Origin of the sequence: Chitinophaga sp. OAE865 (genome assembly GCF_040546735.1) — a bacterium.
Classification (GTDB): domain Bacteria; phylum Bacteroidota; class Bacteroidia; order Chitinophagales; family Chitinophagaceae; genus Chitinophaga; species Chitinophaga polysaccharea_A.
In genome coordinates this window covers 7,900,128-7,919,830 of record NZ_JBEPOF010000001.1, presented here as the reverse complement: position 1 = coordinate 7,919,830, position 19,703 = coordinate 7,900,128, and the positions used below count along the sequence as shown (strand labels likewise).

22 protein-coding genes are annotated in these 19,703 nt (G+C 45.6%); 14 read left to right on the top strand and 8 right to left on the bottom strand.

The genetic code is table 11. The features are described from left to right. Window positions 1-52 precede the first annotated feature (52 nt). Window positions 53-1,315 carry a 3-deoxy-D-manno-octulosonic acid transferase gene (locus ABIE50_RS31695; protein ID WP_209863139.1) on the top strand — a complete coding sequence of 421 codons (1,263 nt, stop codon included), beginning with the start codon at window positions 53-55 and terminating at the stop codon, window positions 1,313-1,315. On the opposite strand, the gene ABIE50_RS31690 is transcribed toward ABIE50_RS31695, so the two are convergent. Further along, complete coding sequence (locus tag ABIE50_RS31690) at window positions 1,285-2,232, bottom strand: DUF8457 domain-containing protein (protein WP_209863136.1); 948 nt, start codon at window positions 2,230-2,232, stop codon at window positions 1,285-1,287. The genes ABIE50_RS31695 and ABIE50_RS31690 overlap by 31 nt on opposite strands. 90 nt (window positions 2,233-2,322) lie before the next feature. Here ABIE50_RS31690 and ABIE50_RS31685 point away from each other — a divergent pair, with 90 nt between their 5' ends. After that, window positions 2,323-2,892: a thymidine kinase gene (locus ABIE50_RS31685; protein WP_142685891.1), complete on the top strand. Its 570-nt coding sequence runs from the start codon at window positions 2,323-2,325 to the stop codon at window positions 2,890-2,892. Between the two features lie 35 nt (window positions 2,893-2,927). Here ABIE50_RS31685 and ABIE50_RS31680 read toward each other — a convergent pair whose 3' ends face one another. Together ABIE50_RS31680 and accC are read right to left on the bottom strand one after the other, a co-directional pair. After that, window positions 2,928-3,410 (bottom strand): GtrA family protein, encoded by a 483-nt coding sequence (locus tag ABIE50_RS31680; protein WP_209863133.1) that lies wholly within the window; start codon window positions 3,408-3,410, stop codon window positions 2,928-2,930. 76 nt (window positions 3,411-3,486) lie between these two features. Beyond that, complete coding sequence (gene accC, locus ABIE50_RS31675) at window positions 3,487-4,977, bottom strand: acetyl-CoA carboxylase biotin carboxylase subunit (RefSeq protein WP_209863131.1); 1,491 nt, start codon at window positions 4,975-4,977, stop codon at window positions 3,487-3,489. A 125-nt stretch (window positions 4,978-5,102) separates the two neighbouring features. Between accC and ABIE50_RS31670 the strand changes: the two genes are divergently transcribed. The 4 genes from ABIE50_RS31670 to ABIE50_RS31655 all read left to right on the top strand — a co-directional run bounded on the left by ABIE50_RS31670 (window position 5,103) and on the right by ABIE50_RS31655 (window position 8,275). After that, entirely contained in the window at window positions 5,103-5,771 is a 669-nt protein-coding gene (locus ABIE50_RS31670; protein ID WP_142685894.1) for a heme exporter protein CcmB, read from the top strand. Between the two features lie 145 nt (window positions 5,772-5,916). Further along, window positions 5,917-6,579: a cytochrome c biogenesis protein CcsA gene (gene ccsA / locus ABIE50_RS31665; protein ID WP_142685895.1), complete on the top strand. Its 663-nt coding sequence runs from the start codon at window positions 5,917-5,919 to the stop codon at window positions 6,577-6,579. Further along, window positions 6,576-6,812, top strand: coding sequence for a CcmD family protein (locus ABIE50_RS31660; RefSeq protein ID WP_209863130.1), 237 nt, complete (start codon window positions 6,576-6,578; stop codon window positions 6,810-6,812). The genes ccsA and ABIE50_RS31660 overlap by 4 nt, the downstream gene beginning before the upstream one ends. A 44-nt stretch (window positions 6,813-6,856) precedes the next feature. Beyond that, window positions 6,857-8,275 carry a Glu/Leu/Phe/Val family dehydrogenase gene (locus ABIE50_RS31655; protein WP_142685897.1) on the top strand — a complete coding sequence of 473 codons (1,419 nt, stop codon included), beginning with the start codon at window positions 6,857-6,859 and terminating at the stop codon, window positions 8,273-8,275. A gap of 292 nt (window positions 8,276-8,567) precedes the next feature. Here ABIE50_RS31655 and ABIE50_RS31650 read toward each other — a convergent pair whose 3' ends face one another. Beyond that, complete coding sequence (locus tag ABIE50_RS31650; protein WP_260607474.1) at window positions 8,568-8,972, bottom strand: type I restriction enzyme HsdR N-terminal domain-containing protein; 405 nt, start codon at window positions 8,970-8,972, stop codon at window positions 8,568-8,570. Between the two features lie 131 nt (window positions 8,973-9,103). Here ABIE50_RS31650 and ABIE50_RS31645 point away from each other — a divergent pair, with 131 nt between their 5' ends. From ABIE50_RS31645 to ABIE50_RS31630, 4 genes are all read left to right on the top strand, one after another. Next, window positions 9,104-9,874 (top strand): AMP nucleosidase, encoded by a 771-nt coding sequence (locus ABIE50_RS31645; RefSeq protein WP_142685899.1) that lies wholly within the window; start codon window positions 9,104-9,106, stop codon window positions 9,872-9,874. 20 nt (window positions 9,875-9,894) lie between these two features. Next, window positions 9,895-11,643, top strand: coding sequence for an ABC transporter ATP-binding protein (locus ABIE50_RS31640; protein WP_209863128.1), 1,749 nt, complete (start codon window positions 9,895-9,897; stop codon window positions 11,641-11,643). Window positions 11,644-11,740: 97 nt separating this feature from the next. After that, window positions 11,741-12,790: a tRNA preQ1(34) S-adenosylmethionine ribosyltransferase-isomerase QueA gene (gene queA, locus ABIE50_RS31635; RefSeq protein ID WP_079470851.1), complete on the top strand. Its 1,050-nt coding sequence runs from the start codon at window positions 11,741-11,743 to the stop codon at window positions 12,788-12,790. A gap of 67 nt (window positions 12,791-12,857) precedes the next feature. Continuing rightward, window positions 12,858-13,535 (top strand): 2-C-methyl-D-erythritol 4-phosphate cytidylyltransferase, encoded by a 678-nt coding sequence (locus ABIE50_RS31630; protein WP_209863126.1) that lies wholly within the window; start codon window positions 12,858-12,860, stop codon window positions 13,533-13,535. A 30-nt stretch (window positions 13,536-13,565) separates the two neighbouring features. On the opposite strand, the gene ABIE50_RS31625 is transcribed toward ABIE50_RS31630, so the two are convergent. The 3 genes from ABIE50_RS31625 to radC are packed head-to-tail and all read right to left on the bottom strand — an operon-like array spanning window position 13,566 to window position 15,689. Further along, complete coding sequence (locus ABIE50_RS31625) at window positions 13,566-13,892, bottom strand: hypothetical protein (protein WP_209863123.1); 327 nt, start codon at window positions 13,890-13,892, stop codon at window positions 13,566-13,568. A gap of 56 nt (window positions 13,893-13,948) precedes the next feature. Beyond that, the gene (locus ABIE50_RS31620; protein ID WP_142685903.1) at window positions 13,949-14,935 is read right to left on the bottom strand and encodes a Gfo/Idh/MocA family protein; all 987 of its coding nucleotides are present in this window, start codon (window positions 14,933-14,935) and stop codon (window positions 13,949-13,951) included. 46 nt (window positions 14,936-14,981) lie between these two features. Beyond that, a complete protein-coding gene (gene radC, locus ABIE50_RS31615; protein ID WP_209863120.1) occupies window positions 14,982-15,689 on the bottom strand; it encodes a RadC family protein in 708 nt (235 codons plus the stop codon). A 279-nt stretch (window positions 15,690-15,968) separates the two neighbouring features. Between radC and ABIE50_RS31610 the strand changes: the two genes are divergently transcribed. From ABIE50_RS31610 to ABIE50_RS31595, 4 genes are all read left to right on the top strand, one after another. Continuing rightward, window positions 15,969-16,940 (top strand): ribose-phosphate pyrophosphokinase, encoded by a 972-nt coding sequence (locus tag ABIE50_RS31610; protein ID WP_142685905.1) that lies wholly within the window; start codon window positions 15,969-15,971, stop codon window positions 16,938-16,940. A gap of 37 nt (window positions 16,941-16,977) precedes the next feature. Beyond that, a complete protein-coding gene (locus ABIE50_RS31605; RefSeq protein WP_142685906.1) occupies window positions 16,978-17,568 on the top strand; it encodes a 50S ribosomal protein L25 in 591 nt (196 codons plus the stop codon). An 87-nt stretch (window positions 17,569-17,655) separates the two neighbouring features. Beyond that, a complete protein-coding gene (pth, locus tag ABIE50_RS31600; RefSeq protein ID WP_209863117.1) occupies window positions 17,656-18,237 on the top strand; it encodes an aminoacyl-tRNA hydrolase in 582 nt (193 codons plus the stop codon). A 54-nt stretch (window positions 18,238-18,291) separates the two neighbouring features. After that, entirely contained in the window at window positions 18,292-18,903 is a 612-nt protein-coding gene (locus ABIE50_RS31595) for a fumarylacetoacetate hydrolase family protein (protein ID WP_209863114.1), read from the top strand. 358 nt (window positions 18,904-19,261) lie between these two features. Here the strand turns inward: ABIE50_RS31595 and ABIE50_RS31590 are convergent, their stop codons facing one another. Continuing rightward, window positions 19,262-19,696, bottom strand: a complete 435-nt coding sequence (locus tag ABIE50_RS31590) for a MarR family winged helix-turn-helix transcriptional regulator (RefSeq protein WP_142685909.1) — start codon at window positions 19,694-19,696, stop codon at window positions 19,262-19,264. Window positions 19,697-19,703: the final 7 nt, after the last annotated feature.

Sequence of the window (19,703 nt, the reverse complement as noted above, 5' to 3'; positions counted from 1 at the left end):
ATGGGGATTATCTTTGCATTCAGCTGAAAATTAAGTAAAAGTACGCAGGAGAATGATAGCAAAAGGAATTTATAATGCCGGGCTTCAATTATATAAAGCGGGGGTACACCTGGCTGCATTTGCAGGGAAAGCCAAAGCCCGCCGCTGGCTGGAGGGCCGGCAGAACTGGCGGTTGCGCATGCAACAGGATGGTATTGGCACTCACCCGGTGATATGGATCCATGCTGCCTCACTGGGCGAATTTGAACAGGGAAGGCCCGTACTGGAAGCTATTCGTACTACCTGGCCCTCGTATAAGATCCTGCTAACTTTTTTTTCGCCCTCCGGATACGAGGTACGGAAAGATTACAAGGGCGCCGATTATGTATATTACCTGCCGCTGGATACCAGCCGCAATGCCCGCGATTTCCTGGATATTGTTCAGCCCGTCCTGGCCATCTTTATAAAATATGAATTCTGGTATCACTATCTTACTACCCTCTATCAGCGGAATATTCCAACATTGCTGGTATCAGGTATTTTCCGGCCCGACCAGGTATTTTTTAAGGGATACGGAAATATGTTCCGGCGCCTCCTGCGGCAGCTCACACACATCTTTGTACAGAATGATGCCTCGCTGGAACTGCTCCGCGGAATAGGGCTTCAAAACGGCAGTGTTAGTGGCGATACCCGATTCGATCGGGTAGCTGCATTACTGAATGAGCATCGGGAATTGCCTGAAATTTCCGTTTTTTCCGGAGAAAGCAGGTTGATTGTGGCGGGTAGCACCTGGCCGGCAGATGAAAAAGTGTTGAGCGACTGGTGGAAAGAAAAGGGAGAAACCGGCATAAAGCTCATCCTTGCCCCACATGAAATTCATGATAGCCACGTCCAGTCGATCCTTGCGTTATTCCCAGGGGCACAACTTTTTTCGGGGTTGAAGAACGGGGACGGTAAAGGATCGGATGTGCTGATCATAGATAATATTGGTATGCTCACCACGCTTTACCGGTACGCTTTTATTACTTACGTAGGCGGCGGCTTCGGCAAAGATGGTGTACATAATGTACTGGAACCGGCGGTTTACAGCAAGCCGGTGATCATAGGACCCGGGTTTGCAAAGTATTTTGAAGCAGTAGAGTTGGTGTCGGCAGGCGGAGCATTGGTGGTACATAATTACAGGAACCTCCACACTTATATGGAAAGGTTGCTGGCCGACAAAACGTCTTATACCAATGTGGCGGCCATTGCCGGGAATTATGTGGCGGCCAATAAAGGCGCCACCCAAAAAGTATTGGATTATATTCAGGAGAAACGCTTTCTCAGCAATGAATAAAAGTGCTGCACCAGCTGATTGTCATCTTCCCAGCCCTGTATAATTTTTATTTCACGCTGTATCCAGTAGTCGGCTTCCCGGAGATTACCAAATTCATTAATGGTTTTAATGGAACGTTCGTACAGGTCACGGTCGCCCCTGAACAGCTCCTGGATAAACTGGTATTTATCGTTGATGCCAATGGCCTGGCGGAGATCGTTAATAGGCATTTCTCCGAGCTTTTGTGCTACCTCAACCTGTTGCTGGCGTAAACGGTCGTTTAATGATGTACCGGTACTGCCAACAAGTTCGTTGAGATCTTTTCTAAGCTCACCGTTACCGGGGGATGCTGTATCTTTTGCAGGCGGGATATCATCAAACAAGGTGGCTGCAGGCGTGGACCTGGGCTTTTCCGCTGCCGGTTGGTTAACTACCAGCGTGGGAATAGGTTGCGCTGTTACCACCGGTTCTGGTTTAGGCGGAACCAGGTCTGCCGCAGGAGGTATTTCCGCAGGTGTTGCCGTTGGCGCTGTTGCCTGTTCGTTTGTTGAAGGGGCTTCTGCCTTTGCGGCGCGGGTGTTAATATCTTCAGAGATTATTACAGTGTTACGGGTAGGTACATCATTTAGTTTTGCCGCACGGGCATTCACTTCTTCCGGTTCAGGCGAGGCAACAGGTGCTTCCGCCGGTTTATTTGAAGGTAATGTTGTAGTTTGCGGCGCAGCAGCTGCGGGCATTGTTACTGCCACAGGTTGCTGTGTCGGCATAATTACCGCGATATTTCCCTGGATGGACTGTACCTGTTGCTGATGCAGCTTGTTACGCGCATGCAACACCTCTGCCTGGAGCAATTGCGCGTAGTACGAAATTGCTGAAAGCTCAGCCCCGGAATTTTTTAATTCCTGCAGTTTATCAATTAATGCATTAATTTTTTCCATGCCTTAATTGTTAACGGGTTAGTGATTGAAATTATTTTATTTTCATAAAATTAGAATATTTTAATTAATTAGTAATCAAATTAGTATAATATGTTTATTGAACCTTCTCTTGCAGGAGGGCGGAGGGGCTGGATTGAAGTTATTTGCGGCTCTATGTTTTCAGGGAAAACCGAAGAACTGATCCGCCGGCTCAAACGGGTGCGTATCGCCAACCTGAAAGTGGAAATATTCAAGCCCGCAGTAGATACCCGCTATGATGAAGGAAGCATCACTTCTCATGATGAAAATAAGATCATTTCCACCCCGATAGAAAATTCCCAACAGATATTGCTGCTTGCCCAGGAAGTAGATGTAGTGGGCATTGACGAGGCACAGTTTTTCGACGATGAGTTACCTAATGTATGTGACCAGCTGGCACTTCGTGGAGTACGTGTTATCATTGCCGGGCTGGATATGGATTATACAGGAAAACCATTTGGCCAGATGCCTTTTCTGCTGGCAAAGGCAGATTACATTACCAAGCTGCACGCCATTTGTGTAAAGTGCGGGCATATCGCCAATTATTCTTACCGTAAATCGGCGTCTAAAGAAACGTTGTTATTAGGAGAGAAGGATTTGTATGAGCCGAGATGCAGGCATTGTTATTATGAGGAGGTATAAAAGAAAGAGGAAGGTCGCCGACCTTCCTCTTTCTTTTATACCTGTTGTTTCACTTTGAAAGTAAATTTCTTCTGGGTAAGGTAACTGAAAATTACCACCAGCGCAGTGGTAAATATTTTACCAATGGTAGGATAGAAGTGAAGCTGGTCCACAAATATCTTCATAAATAAATAGTTCAGCAGAATACAGATACCTACCAGCATAAAGTAGCGGAACAATTGTACGCGCCCCCTTAAATTGGATTCAGAAAACACTACATATTTGCTGAGAAGGAAACCGGTAGGGAACGTAACGGCCATTGCCATAAAAAGGGCGGCAATATGCGCGCTCATATCAATAGCGCCCAGGTGAACAATTTGCTTATGCAATACCAGGTTATAACATATTGAGTACAGTGCTATATCCAATACCGTATTGCCCCCGCCACACGCAAGGTAGCGGAAGGTTTGCCAGGGCATCACCTTGGAAAAGGGCTGGTAAAAGAATTGCAGGATCTGTAAAATGATGTTACGTAACATAATTAAAATTGGCGCAAAGTTAGACGTTTTGGCGTTTTTTGAAAACACTTTAACGAAAGTTAACAACTGTTTGAGCTTATCTTAACATATTCCTTTTTTTCCAGGCCGATTCACGTGGATTGCTGCTGATAGTCGCTTCCTGTAAATTTATATTGTTTTGCTGCCACACATATGCAGCCAGTATGGCGGCCAATTTATTGATATCTTTTTCGTCTGTGAGCAGCGACTGTGGCGTAAAATATTTATTGATGAAATTGGTGTCGAAGTTTCCTTCAATGAATGCGGGCTGCTGTAAAGCCCAATGGCCAAAAGGCAGCGTGGTTTTGATCCCCTTTACCTGGTATTCCCCGATGGCACGGATCAGGCGCAGCCTTGCTTCCTCGCGGTTGCTGCCCCAGGCGATAAGCTTGGCAATCATAGGATCATAGTAGATTGGAATGTCCATTCCCTGTTCATATCCGTCGTCTACTCTTACACCATAGCCCTGCGGACGGATATAAGTTTCCAGTTTACCGGTATCGGGCAGGAAGTTATTGGCCGGATCCTCGGCGCAGATGCGCAGTTCAATGGCATGGCCATTTATTTTAAGACTATCCTGGGTAAAGGACAATTTTTCGCCTCGGGCTACTTTTATCTGTTCCTTCACAAGGTCGAGGCCGGTAATCAGCTCCGTTACCGGGTGCTCTACCTGCAACCGTGTGTTCATTTCGAGAAAATAAAAATTCAACTGCTCATCCACCAGGAATTCTACAGTGCCGGCCCCATAATAATCACAGGCCCTGGCTACATCTACTGCACATTGTCCCATCGCCGCGCGGATTGCCGGCGTAAGACAGGAAGAGGGCGCTTCTTCAATCAGCTTCTGGTGGCGTCTTTGAATGGAACATTCCCTTTCAAATAAATACACACAATTACCATGGCGGTCGCCCAGTATCTGTATTTCTATATGGCGTGGGGAGCCCACATATTTTTCTATGAATACAGCATCATCACCAAAAGCGCTAAGGGCTTCACTTTTAGCCATCCTGATCTGTTCGTCCAATTCTTCGGCATTGTTCACGACTCTCATTCCTTTACCTCCACCACCGGCGGAAGCTTTGATCAGGATAGGGAAACCTGTTTTCTTTACTACTTCCCGGGCTTCTTCTACGCTGCGTAAGGGCGTTTCAGTACCAGGCACCATCGGTACACCGAATTTCTGCGCGGCCTGTTTGGCTGCCAGCTTGCTTCCCATTACCTCGATGGAAGCCGCCGAGGGGCCAATAAAGGTAATGCCGGCATCAGTTACCTGTTGTGCAAAGCGGGCATTTTCACTCAGGAACCCATAACCGGGATGAATACCATCCGCACCTTTTTCAATTGCCGCGGCAATTATTTTTTCGCCCAGCAGGTACGACTGATTGGAGGGAGCAGGGCCAATGCAAACGGCTTCATCTGCATATTGTACAAAAGGCATGGTACGATCAGCCTCGGAATACACCGCTACTGTTTTTATCCCCATTTCACGTGCAGAACGCATAATGCGTAATGCAATTTCTCCCCTATTGGCAACCAGAATTTTCTTCATCGGCAGTTTGCTTTTAAAAAGGCCCCTTTGCTATGGGGATGTCATTTTTTAATGAGGGGCTAAATATACTTAAAAATGAGTAACGGCTGAAAGCTAATTGTGATTAGCTATCTTTGCGCCTGATCATGAAAAAAAGCAACCCTCTGCACCAGACTTTCACCCTTGTAAAAAAGGATCTTACACTGGAACTCCGCCAGCAGTATGCCTTTTATGGGGTATTGCTCTATATCGTGTCTACCGTATTCGTTATTAACCTGATGATGGGACGGCCGGACGATAAGGTATGGAACGCCCTTTTCTGGGTGATACAGCTTTTTGTAGCCGTAAATGCAGTGGCCAAGAGCTTTATGCAGGAAAGCCGTGGACGGCTGTTGTATTTCTATTCCCTGGTGAATCCGCGTTGCTTTATTGCAGCAAAACTGATCTATAATGTGATTCTGATGACCCTCATGAGCATCATCGCGCTGGTTTGCAGCATTGCTTTCCTGGGGAATCCCATTATCAATCCCGTTTATTTTGTGGGAATGGTGCTACTTGGAGGCACCAGTATTTCCCTGCTATTTACCATGTTGGCGGCTATTGCCGCCCAGGCCAATCACAATGCCGCGCTGATGGCGGTGATGGGTTTCCCGCTCATTATGCCGGTACTGATGCTGCTGGCCAATATCTCTTTGTCGGCCTTCGTAACAGTATACCAGCCCGAACTTCCCAAGATGTTCCTCCTGCTGGGAGGGATGGATATACTGGTTATAGCCCTGACAATGATACTTTTCCCGTTTTTGTGGAAAGACTGATATTAGAAATATCAAACAAAAAGCTCACTTCTGTAAAGGATATTTAACAGGGAATTACAGCCGTTGGATAAACTTAAAATCCCCGAAAATCTTTGTGATTAGGTTTAAAACCTGTAGGTTTGCCCCCGAATATAGCTATTAAAAAATGGCCAGACATTGGTGGAAAGCATTAGCGATACTGCTTCTTTTATATGTAATTATCGCCGGGTTCACTGTTAAAATACCTATAATAGGAACCAACGGACAATCATCCCGCGGATTGTTCTTTCACGTACCGATGTGGATATGTATGTATACTATGTATACCATATCTCTCGTCAACTCCCTGCTTTATCTGTCGAAATATGATCTGAAGAAAGATGTAATCGCCTCCAGCGCTGCCGGAGTAGGCACCTTCTTTGGCGTATTGGGATTTGCAACGGGTACGCTCTGGGCTACCTACACCTGGGGAGGAACGCTTACAGACGATCCCAAACAGATGTGCACAGCCATTGCCATTCTTATTTATATGGCTTATCTGGTATTGCGCATATCCATACACGACCTGGACAAACGGGCACGGATATCCGCAGTTTTCAACATTTTTGCCTTTGCCTTGCTGATACCACTAACCTATATCATTCCCCGTATGGTGGATTCCCTGCACCCGGGAAGTGCTACCACACCAGGTTTTGCATCAAAAGACACCGATGGGTCCATGAAACTGGTATTATATCCCGCCTTTATTGGCTGGACTCTGCTGAGTGTGTGGATATTCACGCTGGTAGTACGTTACAGGAAATTACAGCTTAAAAATATTTTTAAATGATCAACAGAGCGTTTTCATTTTGCCTGACCATGGTCTTGCTATTCATTTCGGTACTGGCAAATGCACAACAGCAGAATACAGAGAAAGGACCGGTCAACGAATTCTTCCGCAGCAACGATAAAATTTATGTTATTGTCGGTGTTTTAGTGATCATCTTCTTAGGAATTGTGTTATTTCTTATCAATCTCGACAGGAAAATTGGTAAGCTGGAAGAAAAAGACAGAAATAATTAACACAGAAGCGTTTAAAATCTATCGTTATACCAAAACAATAATTTATGCCGCAAGATCAGCATTATAGCTTCTTCCAGAGCGTGGAGAAAAGCTTCGACAAAGCAGCTGCATTCACCAAATGGGATAAAGGTATCCTGGAGCAGATCAAAGCCTGCAACGCCGTTTACCAGATTAAATTCCCGGTAAGAATAGGCGATTCTGTACAGGTAATTGAAGCTTACCGCGTACAACATTCACATCATAAACTTCCCTGTAAAGGTGGTATCCGCTTCAGCGATGAAGTAAACCAGGATGAAGTAATGGCACTGGCATCCCTGATGACCTATAAATGCGCCATTGTAAACGTTCCTTTTGGTGGTGCCAAAGGTGGTTTGAAAATCAACCCCCGCAACTATACACCTTTCCAGCTGGAAGCGATCACCCGTCGTTATACCGCGGAACTGGTAAAGAAAAACTTTATTGGCCCTGGCACAGATGTTCCCGCTCCTGATTATGGTACCGGTGAAAGAGAAATGAGCTGGATCCTGGATACTTATATGAGCTTACGTCCGGGCGAAATAGACGGTTATGGCTGCGTTACTGGTAAACCTGTATCACAGGGCGGTGTGCGCGGTCGTACGGAAGCAACCGGCTTAGGTGTGTTCTATGGTTTGCGCGAACTGTGCAATATCAAGGAAGACATGGACCGTCTTGGTCTTACTACCGGTATAGAAGGAAAAAGAGTAATTGTGCAGGGAATGGGTAACGTAGGTTATCATGCTGCCAAATACTTCCACGAAGCAGGCGCCAAAGTGATCTGCCTGATCGAGTGGGACGGCGCTATCTATAACGAACAGGGAATGAACCCCGACGAAGTGCTGATGCATAAAAAAGCTACCGGTTCTATCGTTAATTTCGCAGGCGCTACCAACCTGAATAAGAACACGGACGGCCTGGAACTGGATTGCGAGATCCTGATCCCTGCGGCACTGGAAAATGTAATAGACAAGCACAATGCGCCAAACGTTAAAGCAAAGATCATCGGTGAAGCCGCCAATGGTCCTTTAACACCGGAAGCAGATGAAATCCTGAACAAGAAAGGGGTGATCGTTGTGCCGGATATGTTCCTGAATGCCGGCGGTGTAACCGTATCCTATTTCGAATGGCTGAAGAACCTCAGTCACGTGCGTTACGGCCGTTTGGGCAAGCGCTTCGACGAAAATATGAACATTCACATCCTGCAAACCATCGAGGATCTGACCGGTAAAAAAGTATCTGATAAAGAACGGAAGTTCATTGCGCATGGTGCTGATGAAGTGGACCTGGTATATTCCGGCCTGGAAGAAACCATGCACGCTGCGCTTCACGAAGTACGCGACGTAATGATGGCCAACCCGCTGATCCATGATATGCGCACGGCTGCTTATGTAGTGGCCATTAATAAAGTAGGTGCCGCTTACGAGCAACTGGGTATTTTCCCTTAATGCAGCGGAGGGGAGCGCCTTCGGCGCTTGTCTTGGAACACTGATTACGCTGATTATGATGATTAGTTTGATTTTATTTTTTGGGGTTTTATAGGGGATTTAAGGGAGATAAGAGTGGAATGCTTTTATCTCCCTTTATTATTTCCATTCTAAAAATTTGTTTTTATAAAAAACTTAAGGGAGATAAAAGCATTCGCTTCAATCTCCCTCAACTATTTTCAAATTCCAAATAAAATCAAACTAATCATCATAATCAGCGTAATCAGTGTTCCAAGACAAGCGCCGAAGGCGCTCACACAAACGCCGGCAGCTCGCGCAGGAACCGCCATTTGCTTTCAGTAGCCACATAGTTGCCACAGAACGTGTTCACGCCATTGGTGATCACCAGGTAGGTAGCCGGGATCACCATGTTATAGCGAATCACCTGTTGCATGGTATGCTCGGTAAGCGGCACATTCATTTCCTTGCATTCCACCAGCATCCAGGGTTGTGCTGCACGGTTGTAGATAACGATGTCGTACCGCTTCTTCATCTCTCCCAAAAAAATTTCCTTTTCAATACCTATCAGAGAGGCTGGGTATTCCAACACCTTTACCAGGTAATTCAGAAAGTTTTGTCTTACCCATTCTTCCGGCGTGAGCGCCACATATTTTTTACGGAAGCGGTCAAAGATGAGCTCTTTGCCGCCTTCTCTCATAATTTTAAAATCGGGTGGGGGGAAGCTGATAGCGATCAAGAGATTATTGCTTTATACTGCTGCGAAGATAGTCACATTAGGATAATATTGAGGTTAGCGAACAAAACCTTATATTTGCTTGTCAAAAAGCTATGAAGACAAAAGCCGAAATTGTAGCTAACTGGCTGCCCCGCTACACGGGTGAGAAACTGGATCGGTTCGGATCCCATATCCTCCTCACTAACTTCAGTAATTACGTAACAATGTTTGCCGAATGGAACAACGTGGGAATCGTTGGTGCAGGCAGGCCTATGCAATGTGCCACTGCAGGCGACATTACCATTATTAACTTTGGTATGGGAAGCCCGGGCGCTGCAACAGTAATGGACCTGCTGTCTGCCATCTCTCCCAATGCCGTGCTATTCCTTGGTAAATGCGGAGGTTTAAAAAAGAAGAACAACATCGGCGACCTGATATTACCTATTGCTGCTATCCGTGGCGAAGGTACCAGTAACGATTATTTTCCTCCGGAAGTACCCGCACTGCCTGCATTTGCTTTACAGAAAGCTATTTCCACTACTATCCGTGATTCCGGTTACGACTATTGGACCGGTACCTGCTATACCACCAACAGGCGGGTATGGGAGCACGATGCCACGTTCAAACAATACCTGGAAAGGATACGGGCAATGGCCGTAGATATGGAAACAGCCACTATCTTTTCTGTGGGCTTCTTTAATAAGATTCCTACCGGGGCTTTATTACTGGTTTCCGATCAGCCGATGGTGCCGGAAGGCGTAAAAACGGAAGAAAGCGACAAAAAGGTAACCAACAAGTTCGTGGAACGCCATCTTAAAGTAGGGATCGATTCCTTACAGAAGCTGATTGAAAGCCACCAAACCGTGAAGCACCTGCGTTTTTAGAATTGTTGTATCTTCCGGGTATGCTTTCCACGCGGGTAGAGATACAGGATCTGGAAGTAACTTTCAGGTCAGGACAAACATCAGCAACAGCTGTTAATCAGATTTCCCTTTCTGTAGGTAAGGGTGAAATAGTAGGCGTAGTAGGGGAATCCGGTTCCGGAAAATCCGTTACCGCCCTCTCCATCATGCGCCTGATCGATATGCCTGGCGCCATTTCCGGCGGAAAGATCCTTTACCAGGCTTCAGATGAAACAGCAGTAAACCTGCTGCAATTGCCCGACGCTACCATGCGGAGTTACCGGGGCAATGAAATTGCCATGATTTTCCAGGAACCCATGACGGCACTGAACCCCCTGCATACCTGCGGGGAGCAGATTACCGAGGCTATCCGTTTGCATACGGGCGTAAGCCGCCGGGATGCCCGGAAAGAAGTGATATCGCTTTTTGAAAAAGTAAAACTGCCAGATCCTGCCGGGATGATGAACCGTTATCCCCATGAAATTTCCGGCGGACAAAAACAACGGGTCATGATAGCGATGGCCATTTCCTGTCATCCCCGCCTGCTGATTGCCGATGAGCCTACTACAGCACTGGATGTTACTGTGCAGAAGGCTATCCTGGAGCTACTCCGGGAATTGCAGCAGCAGATGGATATGAGCGTTATTTTTATTACGCACGACTTAGGCGTGGTAGCAGAAATAGCGGAAAGGGTAGTGGTGATGTATAAAGGGAATATTGTGGAAGAGGGAACGGTTAAAGAAGTGTTTCTGCATCCGCAGCACCCGTATACCAAGGGTTTACTGGCTTGCAGGCCCCCACTGGATAAACGTTTGAGCAGGTTACCGGTGATCCGGGATTTTATGGAAACGGACTCACGTGGACAGATACACGAAAAAGCCGGCGCCATCCGCGATGTGATGCAGTCGCTGGTAATACCCGAAGCAGTCCTGAAGCAGCGGGAACAACAACTGGCCTTAGCTGTACCATTACTGGAAGTGCATCAGCTGAAAACCTGGTTCCCGGTAAAAAGAAGTATTACGGGGAAGGTGCTGCAATGGGCCAGGGCGGTAGACGATGTGAGTTTCCAGGTAATGACTGGTGAAACAATGGGCCTGGTAGGTGAATCCGGCTGCGGTAAAACTACCCTGGGACGGTCGTTGTTAAGGCTTGCAGAACCAACTGCCGGAAGTATTGTTTATAAAGGCCAGGATATACGAAGTTTATCTGCAGCCGGAATGAGAGCGCTGCGGAAGGATATGCAGCTTATTTTTCAGGATCCGTATGCTTCGCTGAATCCACGGAAAACCATTGGCGCTGCCATACTGGAGCCAATGATGGTACACGGGCTTTACAATACAGAGCAACGGCGGAAAGCCAGGGTGCTGGAATTACTGGAGAAGGTAAACCTGTTGCCGGAGCATTTTAACCGGTACCCCCATGAGTTTTCCGGCGGGCAGCGGCAACGGGTGGTAATTGCCAGGGCGCTGGCAGTAGAACCGTCTTTTATTATCTGTGACGAATCTGTGGCGGCGCTGGACGTAAGTGTACAGGCCCAGGTCCTTAACCTGCTGATCCGGCTGCGCGAGGAGCTGGGGTTTACCTGTATCTTTATTTCGCACGATCTTTCAGTGGTTAGGTTTATCAGCGACCGGATGATGGTGATGCAAAAAGGGAAGATTGTAGAACAGGGCGCAGCCGATAAGGTGTATAATCATCCCGAAAACCCCTATACCCAACAGCTGATAGCAGCCATTCCCAAAGGGATATAATATATAACTGGTTGGCTATTATTATTTAATATCATTTTTGATGATGTAGATAATAATCGGTAACTTTGCACCTCTAAAAATTTATTCATACCGTAATATGAAACTATCACAGTTCAAATTCGATCTTCCTTTAAATCTGATCGCCCAGCACCCTACCAAGACAAGAGATGAATCACGTTTAATGGTGGTACATCGCAATACCGGCAAAATTGAGCACAAAGTATTCAAAGACATCCTTGGTTATTTTAACGATAAGGATGTAATGATTGTGAACAATACAAAGGTGTTTCCTGCAAGGTTATATGGCCGTAAAGAAAAAACAGGAGCAAAAATTGAAGTATTCCTGCTGCGTGAGCTGAATAAGCAAAACCGCCTGTGGGATGTAATTGTTGACCCGGCACGTAAAATCCGTGTGGGCAACAAATTGTATTTTGGCGACGACGAGACGCTGGTGGCAGAAGTGATTGATAACACTACTTCAAGAGGCCGTACTATCCGTTTCTTATTCGAAGGTAATGACGAAGAATTCAAACAGGTGCTTGATCAGCTGGGTGAAACTCCGTTGCCCAAGTATATCAAACGTAAACCGGAAGATGAAGATAAGGAGCGTTACCAGACTGTGTATGCCAAATATGAAGGCGCTGTAGCTGCACCTACTGCAGGTTTGCACTTTAGCCGTGAGTTGATCAAACGTTTGGAAATCAAGGGTGTTAAGTTTGCAGAAGTAACCCTGCACACTGGTTTAGGTACTTTCCGTCCTATTGAGGTGGAAGACCTGAGCAAGCACAAAATGGACGCGGAGTATTTTCATATTGAAGAACACGCTGTGAAAGTGGTGAACAAGGCCAAAGAGGAAAACCGCAAGATCTGTGCTATCGGAACTACTTCCGTGCGTGCTGTTGAGTCTTCCGTAACTGCGCAGAACCACCTGAAAGCTGCTGAAGGATGGACTAACACATTCATTCATCCGCCGTATGATTTTGCTATTCCAAATGCGTTGGTAACAAACTTCCACCTGCCAAAAACCAGCCTGCTCATCATGACCTGCGCTTTTGCAGGATATGACCTGATCATGGAGGCTTATCAGCAGGCGATTAAAGAGAAATACCGTTTCTTCAGCTATGGCGACGCCATGCTGATCGTTTAATTACAAAGCATTTTTCGGGGATTTTCTTATTCAGCCTACTGGATAAGGAAATCCCCGATCTTTTTATATGGAATATAAAAAAGTTGCTATCATCGTTGCCGGCGGGTCCGGTACCCGGATGCAGAGCGCTGTCCCCAAACAGTTCCTGGAACTATCCGGCAAGCCTGTATTGTATCATACCATTGCTGCTTTTGCTGCAGCGTTTGCCGACATGGAAATTGTCCTGGTACTGCCTGAAGCCCATTTTGCTTTTGCCAATCATCTTTTGCAGGCTTTTGATAAACTGCCAAACATCACTATCACAAAAGGTGGGGATACCCGTTTTCATTCTGTAAAGAACGGGTTGCAGCTGGTAAAGCAACCTTCCGTGGTATTTGTGCACGACGGCGTTCGTCCGCTGGTATCCACTACGTTGATCCGTGCCTGTTATGAAGCCGCCCTGGTCCATGGCAGTGCTGTTCCTGTGATTGAAATGAAAGATAGTATCCGGGAGATATCAGCCGGTGGTAATGCTGCTGTGGACCGTGATCGTTTCCGGATTATCCAGACGCCGCAAACCTTCCTTTCAGAATTGATCCTGCCAGCCTTTGAACTGCCCTATGATCCGTTATTTACAGATGAAGCAACCGTTGTGGAGCGTTTAGGGCATCCCGTGCATTTGCTGCAGGGTGAAGAATCCAATATTAAGATCACCCGGCCGCTCGATCTTGCGATTGCAGCAGTACTGCTGGGGCAGCGGGGATAGTGGGCACGGTAACGGGTATATGAAATAATGTTACCTGCTGGTGAAGCCGGCTGCTCTTGCTTTTGCAGTGTCTTCCAGCATAATTTCTGCCTCAATCCGCCGGGTAGTAAGGGTATCACAGTTGGTGTGATTTGCCGCATCCGGAAATATTTGTCCCTGGATAGTTACATGTTTAAATTTGATTTTTTGTTTGGTAAACCAGGCAGATACTGTATCGCTGTTGGTGGTGAGCGCTTTTCCCCAGGGATCATTACAAAGGGTTTCGTAATGCCACATGAATAGAGATATGACAGGAGGGTCATGGAAACAGGAAGTCATGAGCAGTGCCGCTGTCAGTACAAAAAGAATTCGTTTCATATATGATTGTTGTTATATGGAAACGGGCTGACAGCAGCGTTTGTTACAGATATTAATTATTTAGCAGAAGCAGTTTCGGACAATCCCTTATTTATTTTTGCCAGGATCTGGTGGGCTACATCCATTGCCTGCAGGCCATCTATAGCATTTACTGCTACTGGTTTATTTTGCAGGATGCTGTCGCGGAACATTTCCAGTTCCATACGGATCGCATTGGATTGCTTTATTTCCGGATTGTCAATGGCAATAGTTTTTTTGCCGCTGTTGGTTTCAATATCCAGGGTGAATAAGCCTTCGTCTTCCGGTGTTTTGAGTTTAATGATCTCCGTTTTTTTATCGAGGAAGTCGATGCCGATGTAGGCATCTTTCTGAAAGAGACGCATTTTGCGCATCTTTTTCAGGGAAATCCGGCTGGAAGTAAGATTGGCCACACAGCCGTTATGGAATTCGATGCGTACGTTGGCAATATCCGGTGTGTCGCTCATAACAGCCACGCCACTGGCGGAAATACGGCTAACGGTAGATTTCACGATGCTCAGTACAATGTCGATGTCATGGATCATGAGATCAAGGATAACGCTCACATCTGTACCGCGGGGATTGAATTCTGCCAGGCGGTGTACTTCAATGAACATGGGCTTAAGATCGTATCCTTTGAGGGCAAGATAAGCAGGATTAAATCTTTCCACATGACCTACCTGGAATTTGATATTCGCTTCTTCTACCAGCTTTACCAGTGTTTTGGCCTCATCCATGGTGTTAGTCATGGGCTTTTCCACGAATATGTGTTTGCCGTTGCGGATGGCCAGTTCACATAATTTGAAGTGAAGGGTGGTAGGGGCCACAATATCGATGGCATCTACCGATTGTATCAGTTCTTCCGCGGTAGTATACCGTGGAATATTATATTGCTCTGAGATGCTGGCTGCATTTGCATTGTTGGGATCATAGAAGCCTACAACTTCTATATCTTTCATAGTGGCCAGTTGAGAGAGGTGTATCTTACCTAAATGTCCTACGCCGAAGAGTCCTATTTTGAGCATATGGAAAATGAATAAATATGTGCGAAAGTAAAACACATTTCGGGATTTATATCATCCCTTCTTCCGCAAGGCTGTAATAGCCGGTTTCGGACACAATGATATGGTCCATTACCTGTATATCGAAGAGCATTCCCATATCTTTTATCCTGCTGGTGATCCGGAGATCTGCCTGGCTGGGGCGTAGGCTGCCGGATGGGTGGTTATGGCAGAGCAATAGCTTGGTGGCGCCTGTATCGAGCGCTTCCCGGAAAATGATACGGGGATCCACTACAGTGCTGGTGATACCGCCTGTGCTGAGATGGCGGTAACCGAGCACTTTATTGGCATTGCTGAGGAACAATACGTGAAATGTTTCAAAGGGCTTGTCTGCAAGCATGGGTTTGAAGAACAGGGCAGCGTCTGAACCACTGTTGATCACTGTTTTTTTATGGATGCTGCCAGCCTGCCGCCTGCGGGCCAGTTCCATAGCAGCCAGTATAGTAACGGCCTTTGCATAACCCACTCCGCGAAGTTTCTGCAATTTTTTTACGTTTATTTTCCCCAGTTCTGCAAGGTTATTGTCGGCCAGCCGCAGGATTTCCTTTGCCAGTTCCAGGGCTGATTTGCTTTTATGCCCCGTGTGAAGCAGGATGGCCAGCAGCTCTGCATCGCTTAGAGCAAACGCGCCAATATTGATTAGTTTTTCTCTGGGCTTTTCATTTTCAGGCCATTTATGAATAGCCAGGTGGGGAGCCGGGTTAACGTTAACAAACATACTTATTCCATTTATCCAAATATACGAACCTATCATGAGACCTTCCGCAACCCAAACACATTTTTCTTTACTTATACCAGCAGATCATTATAAAATCATTATATTCGGTAAAACCAATCGTTATGGGAATTTTTCGGGACGCTTTACCTTTTTAAACGTTATGATAATGTGTTATTTATAGTTAATTTTTAGCAGCTATGTATTTTGTATTTGAAAAAAAATCAGGCTGGTACTCCCAAAAATCCTAGTTTTGCAACCTCTTTTCCACTAGTATCTAGTATGCAACCTTCAGTAAAAATTTTCACCGGCAACAGTAATCCGGCATTGGCCGAGAAAATTGCCAAGAAATATGGCAAGGGTCTTAATGGCGGTCTTGGCAAAGTAAAAATTCAGAAATTCAGCGACGGCGAGATCCAGCCTGTATTCCTGGAAAGCATCCGGGGCGATTATGTTTTCCTGATCCAGGGAACCAGTGCTCCTTCAGATAACCTCCTGGAACTGCTGTTGATGATAGATGCCGCCAAACGTGCTTCTGCCGGCTATATCACTGCTGTAATACCCTATTTCGGATATGCACGCCAGGATAGAAAAGATAAGCCCCGTGTGGCTATCGGGTCTAAACTGGTAGCAAATTTGCTTACCTCTGCGGGAGCTAACAGGGTGATAACCATGGATTTACATGCTCCTCAGATCCAGGGTTTCTTTGATATCCCGGTAGACCACCTGGATAGTTCAGCTATTTTTATTCCTTATATAGAGAATTTAAGATTGGAAAACCTTACCTTTGCGTCCCCTGACGTAGGTAGTACCAATAGGGTACGTGAAGTAGCGTCTTACTTTAATGCTGAGATGGTTATTTGCGACAAACATCGTAAACGTGCCAATGAAATAGCATCTATGGTAGTGATAGGAGATGTGACTAACAGGGATATAGTGCTCATTGATGACATCTGCGATACTGCAGGAACACTTTCAAAAGCCGCTAACCTGTTAAAGGAAAAAGGCGCCAGAAGTGTACGTGCATTTTGTACCCATCCTGTTTTCAGCGGAAATGCGTACGAAAATATCGAGAAATCAGTGCTGGAGGAGATAGTGGTATGTGATACCATTCCTATCAAACCACAGGGAGCAGGTTCCAAGATCAAAGTGATATCTGTTGCAGAGCTTTTTGCGGTAGCCATCCGTAATATGCATGAAAACAAGTCGATCACCAGCCTGTTTATTCACAGCCACCGCCGGGGAGAGGCCTAATAAGTATTTTTAATCATCAATATAAATTGTCTAAACAATGAACACAATAACCATCGAAGGACAACTCAGGAGCGAATTCGGCAAAAAAGCCACCCGCCAGATCCGTTCTGAGGAACAAGTGCCTTGCGTTATTTATGGGGGTGCAGAAACTGTTAATTTTTCAGCTCCTGCCAAAGCATTCAAATCACTGGTTTACACTGCAGCTTTCCAGATTGCAGAAATTAAACTGGGTGCCAAAACTTACAGATGCGTATTGAAAGATCTGCAGTTCGATGTAGTTACTGATGCACTCGCTCACGTTGATTTTATGGAACTGGTGGAAGACAAACAGGTATCTGTTACTATTCCAATCAAACTGGTAGGTTCTTCCGTAGGTGTTAAAGCCGGTGGTAAGCTGGTTAGCAAATTGAAAGCACTGAAAGTAAAAGCGTTACCTAAGCACCTGGTTGAAAATATCGAAGTGAACATCGATAACCTGGAACTGAACGCAAACATCCGTGTAGAAGACGTGAAACTGGAAGGTATTGAAATTACCAACTCTCCGCGTATTCCTATCGCTTCAGTGGTAATGACCCGTCAGCTGCGCCAGGAAGAAGCAACTGCTGAAAAAGATGCTAAAAAGAAATAATCTTTTAGATATATTTTTCCAAAAAGCCTCTCTACTTTTAGAGGGGCTTTTTAATTTTGGAAATCTCCAGCTCTGAAAACGACGCTCATGAAATACTTAATAGCAGGATTAGGCAATATTGGCGACGAATACAAGCATACCCGTCATAATATAGGCTTTGACGTGGTAGATGATTTTGTGGCCAGGCATAAGGCCACTTTCAGGAACGATCGCCTGGCTGATGTGGCGGAATGTAAATGGAAAGGCAAAACATTTATTGTTATTAAGCCTACCACTTACATGAATTTGAGTGGAAAAGCCATAAAATACTGGCTGGATAAGGAAAAGATCCCCGTGGAGAACCTGCTCGTAATCCTGGACGACCTGGCCCTGCCGCTGGATGTGCTCCGCTTACGCCCCGGAGGAAGCGATGCCGGTCATAACGGGCTCAAAAGCATCCAGGAATCCCTGGGCACCAATCAGTACCCACGCCTGCGCTTCGGGGTGGGAAACAACTATCCTAAAGGCCGCCAGGTGGAATTTGTGCTCAGTAAATGGAAAAACACGGAAGAACGGATAGTGGAAGAGAAAATATGGAAATGTTCGGATATCATTGAAAGCTTTGCCAGTATAGGCATTGCCCGTACCATGAACGACAGTAATAAACTGACCTTCCCATCTGTGAAATAAATTTGTTCATCTGATCCCTATCTCCTTTTTTTATACCTTAAAAACAAACGCATTATGAAAATTATTTGCGTAGGCAGGAATTACGCCGACCATGCCAGGGAATTAAAGAATGAAGTGCCCACAGAGCCTGTGTTATTTATGAAACCAAAGAATGCGTTGCTGCAAAACGGCCACCCATTCTATTACCCGGAATTTACTACCAACCTGCATTATGAATGTGAACTGGTGCTCAGGGTAAGTAAAAACGGTAAACATATCCAGGAAAAATTTGCAGATAAATATTATGATCATATCTCGGTAGGCATCGATTTCACCGCACGGGACCTGCAGGATAAACAAAAGGCAAAGGGATTACCCTGGGAAATAGCCAAAGCTTTCGACAACTCCGCCGTGGTAGGAAACTTCATACCTATCACCCCGGAAATGGATAAAAAAGACATTAACTTCTGCCTTTATAAAAACAAGGCATTGGCCCAATCAGGAAACACACAGGATCTCTTGTTTTCCTTCGATTTCCTGGTAGCATACATCTCCCGCTTCTTTACCCTGAATATAGGGGACCTCATTTTTACCGGTACCCCCGCAGGTGTAGGACCAACAGAAATAGGAGACGACTTTGAAGCATTCATTGAAAATGACAGCCTGCTGGAATTTTCTGTTAAATAGCGCAGCCTACGCGGGTTTTGTCCTGGGTTACTGATCAGGCTGATTTTAAATATAAAGGGAGATGAAGGTGTTAATCACTTTCATCTCCCTTTATTTTGGCGATTATTGCCGTTTATTTGTGGGATCCGTTAATATCGACAGATAATTAAAATAATGGTGAGCCGCAGATAAGCCATATCTTATAGATATGGGGTAACTCCGGCGCAAATATGGCGTATATATGGTGGAACTACGGCGGAACCCGGGAGTATCCATACCGGAGCTATACGGTGGGTTAGTATAGAAAAAGAATCAAACAAGAACAAATCAAACAAATCAGTATTATCATCGTAATCAGTGTTCCAGGACAAATTCTGATCTAGGGAATATTTGCATAAATCGTGTCGAGTATCCGCGTTAATTCCGCGTAATCCGCCTCAGTCAGGGTTTTCCATCCAATTTTCCGCATATCGTATACCAGCGACTTCACATCCTTATATTTTTCCACGCCTTCAGGGGTAAGCTGTAAATACACCTTACGCCGGTCGTATACATCGGCCTCCCTTTTTACCAGCCCCTTTTTTACCAGTAGCTCAATAATGCGGGAAATAGTGGTAATATCTTTCGAAGTATTACGGGCCAGCTCATTATGCGTGGTTTTTTTATGCTTATATAAATTCTCTATCAGCAGCCATTGATCCACTGTAATGTCCTTCTGTTGGGCATCAAACGTTTTTTGCCAATAGTTGCGTAATTTTTTGAGCGTAGCATCCAGCTTAAAAAAAGATGGATTACTGACGAAAGTATCAGTCATATTATTT

Bases quoted from the DNA above. Each gene is read 5' to 3' on its own strand.
- ABIE50_RS31655 (WP_142685897.1), top strand. From the start codon at position 6,857: ATGCCGCAAGATCAGCATTATAGCTTCTTCCAGAGCGTGGAGAAAAGC.
- ABIE50_RS31670 (WP_142685894.1), top strand. From the start codon at position 5,103: ATGAAAAAAAGCAACCCTCTGCACCAGACTTTCACCCTTGTAAAAAAG.
- pth (WP_209863117.1), top strand. From the start codon at position 17,656: ATGAAATACTTAATAGCAGGATTAGGCAATATTGGCGACGAATACAAG.
- ABIE50_RS31695 (WP_209863139.1), top strand. From the start codon at position 53: ATGATAGCAAAAGGAATTTATAATGCCGGGCTTCAATTATATAAAGCG.
- ABIE50_RS31595 (WP_209863114.1), top strand. From the start codon at position 18,292: ATGAAAATTATTTGCGTAGGCAGGAATTACGCCGACCATGCCAGGGAA.
- ABIE50_RS31680 (WP_209863133.1), bottom strand. From the start codon at position 3,410: ATGTTACGTAACATCATTTTACAGATCCTGCAATTCTTTTACCAGCCC.
- accC (WP_209863131.1), bottom strand. From the start codon at position 4,977: ATGAAGAAAATTCTGGTTGCCAATAGGGGAGAAATTGCATTACGCATT.
- ABIE50_RS31590 (WP_142685909.1), bottom strand. From the start codon at position 19,696: ATGACTGATACTTTCGTCAGTAATCCATCTTTTTTTAAGCTGGATGCT.
- ABIE50_RS31645 (WP_142685899.1), top strand. From the start codon at position 9,104: ATGAAGACAAAAGCCGAAATTGTAGCTAACTGGCTGCCCCGCTACACG.
- ABIE50_RS31650 (WP_260607474.1), bottom strand. From the start codon at position 8,972: ATGAGAGAAGGCGGCAAAGAGCTCATCTTTGACCGCTTCCGTAAAAAA.
- ABIE50_RS31640 (WP_209863128.1), top strand. From the start codon at position 9,895: ATGCTTTCCACGCGGGTAGAGATACAGGATCTGGAAGTAACTTTCAGG.
- ccsA (WP_142685895.1), top strand. From the start codon at position 5,917: ATGGCCAGACATTGGTGGAAAGCATTAGCGATACTGCTTCTTTTATAT.
- ABIE50_RS31620 (WP_142685903.1), bottom strand. From the start codon at position 14,935: ATGCTCAAAATAGGACTCTTCGGCGTAGGACATTTAGGTAAGATACAC.
- queA (WP_079470851.1), top strand. From the start codon at position 11,741: ATGAAACTATCACAGTTCAAATTCGATCTTCCTTTAAATCTGATCGCC.
- ABIE50_RS31625 (WP_209863123.1), bottom strand. From the start codon at position 13,892: ATGAAACGAATTCTTTTTGTACTGACAGCGGCACTGCTCATGACTTCC.
- ABIE50_RS31685 (WP_142685891.1), top strand. From the start codon at position 2,323: ATGTTTATTGAACCTTCTCTTGCAGGAGGGCGGAGGGGCTGGATTGAA.
- ABIE50_RS31610 (WP_142685905.1), top strand. From the start codon at position 15,969: ATGCAACCTTCAGTAAAAATTTTCACCGGCAACAGTAATCCGGCATTG.
- radC (WP_209863120.1), bottom strand. From the start codon at position 15,689: ATGTTTGTTAACGTTAACCCGGCTCCCCACCTGGCTATTCATAAATGG.
- ABIE50_RS31630 (WP_209863126.1), top strand. From the start codon at position 12,858: ATGGAATATAAAAAAGTTGCTATCATCGTTGCCGGCGGGTCCGGTACC.
- ABIE50_RS31605 (WP_142685906.1), top strand. From the start codon at position 16,978: ATGAACACAATAACCATCGAAGGACAACTCAGGAGCGAATTCGGCAAA.
- ABIE50_RS31660 (WP_209863130.1), top strand. From the start codon at position 6,576: ATGATCAACAGAGCGTTTTCATTTTGCCTGACCATGGTCTTGCTATTC.
- ABIE50_RS31690 (WP_209863136.1), bottom strand. From the start codon at position 2,232: ATGGAAAAAATTAATGCATTAATTGATAAACTGCAGGAATTAAAAAAT.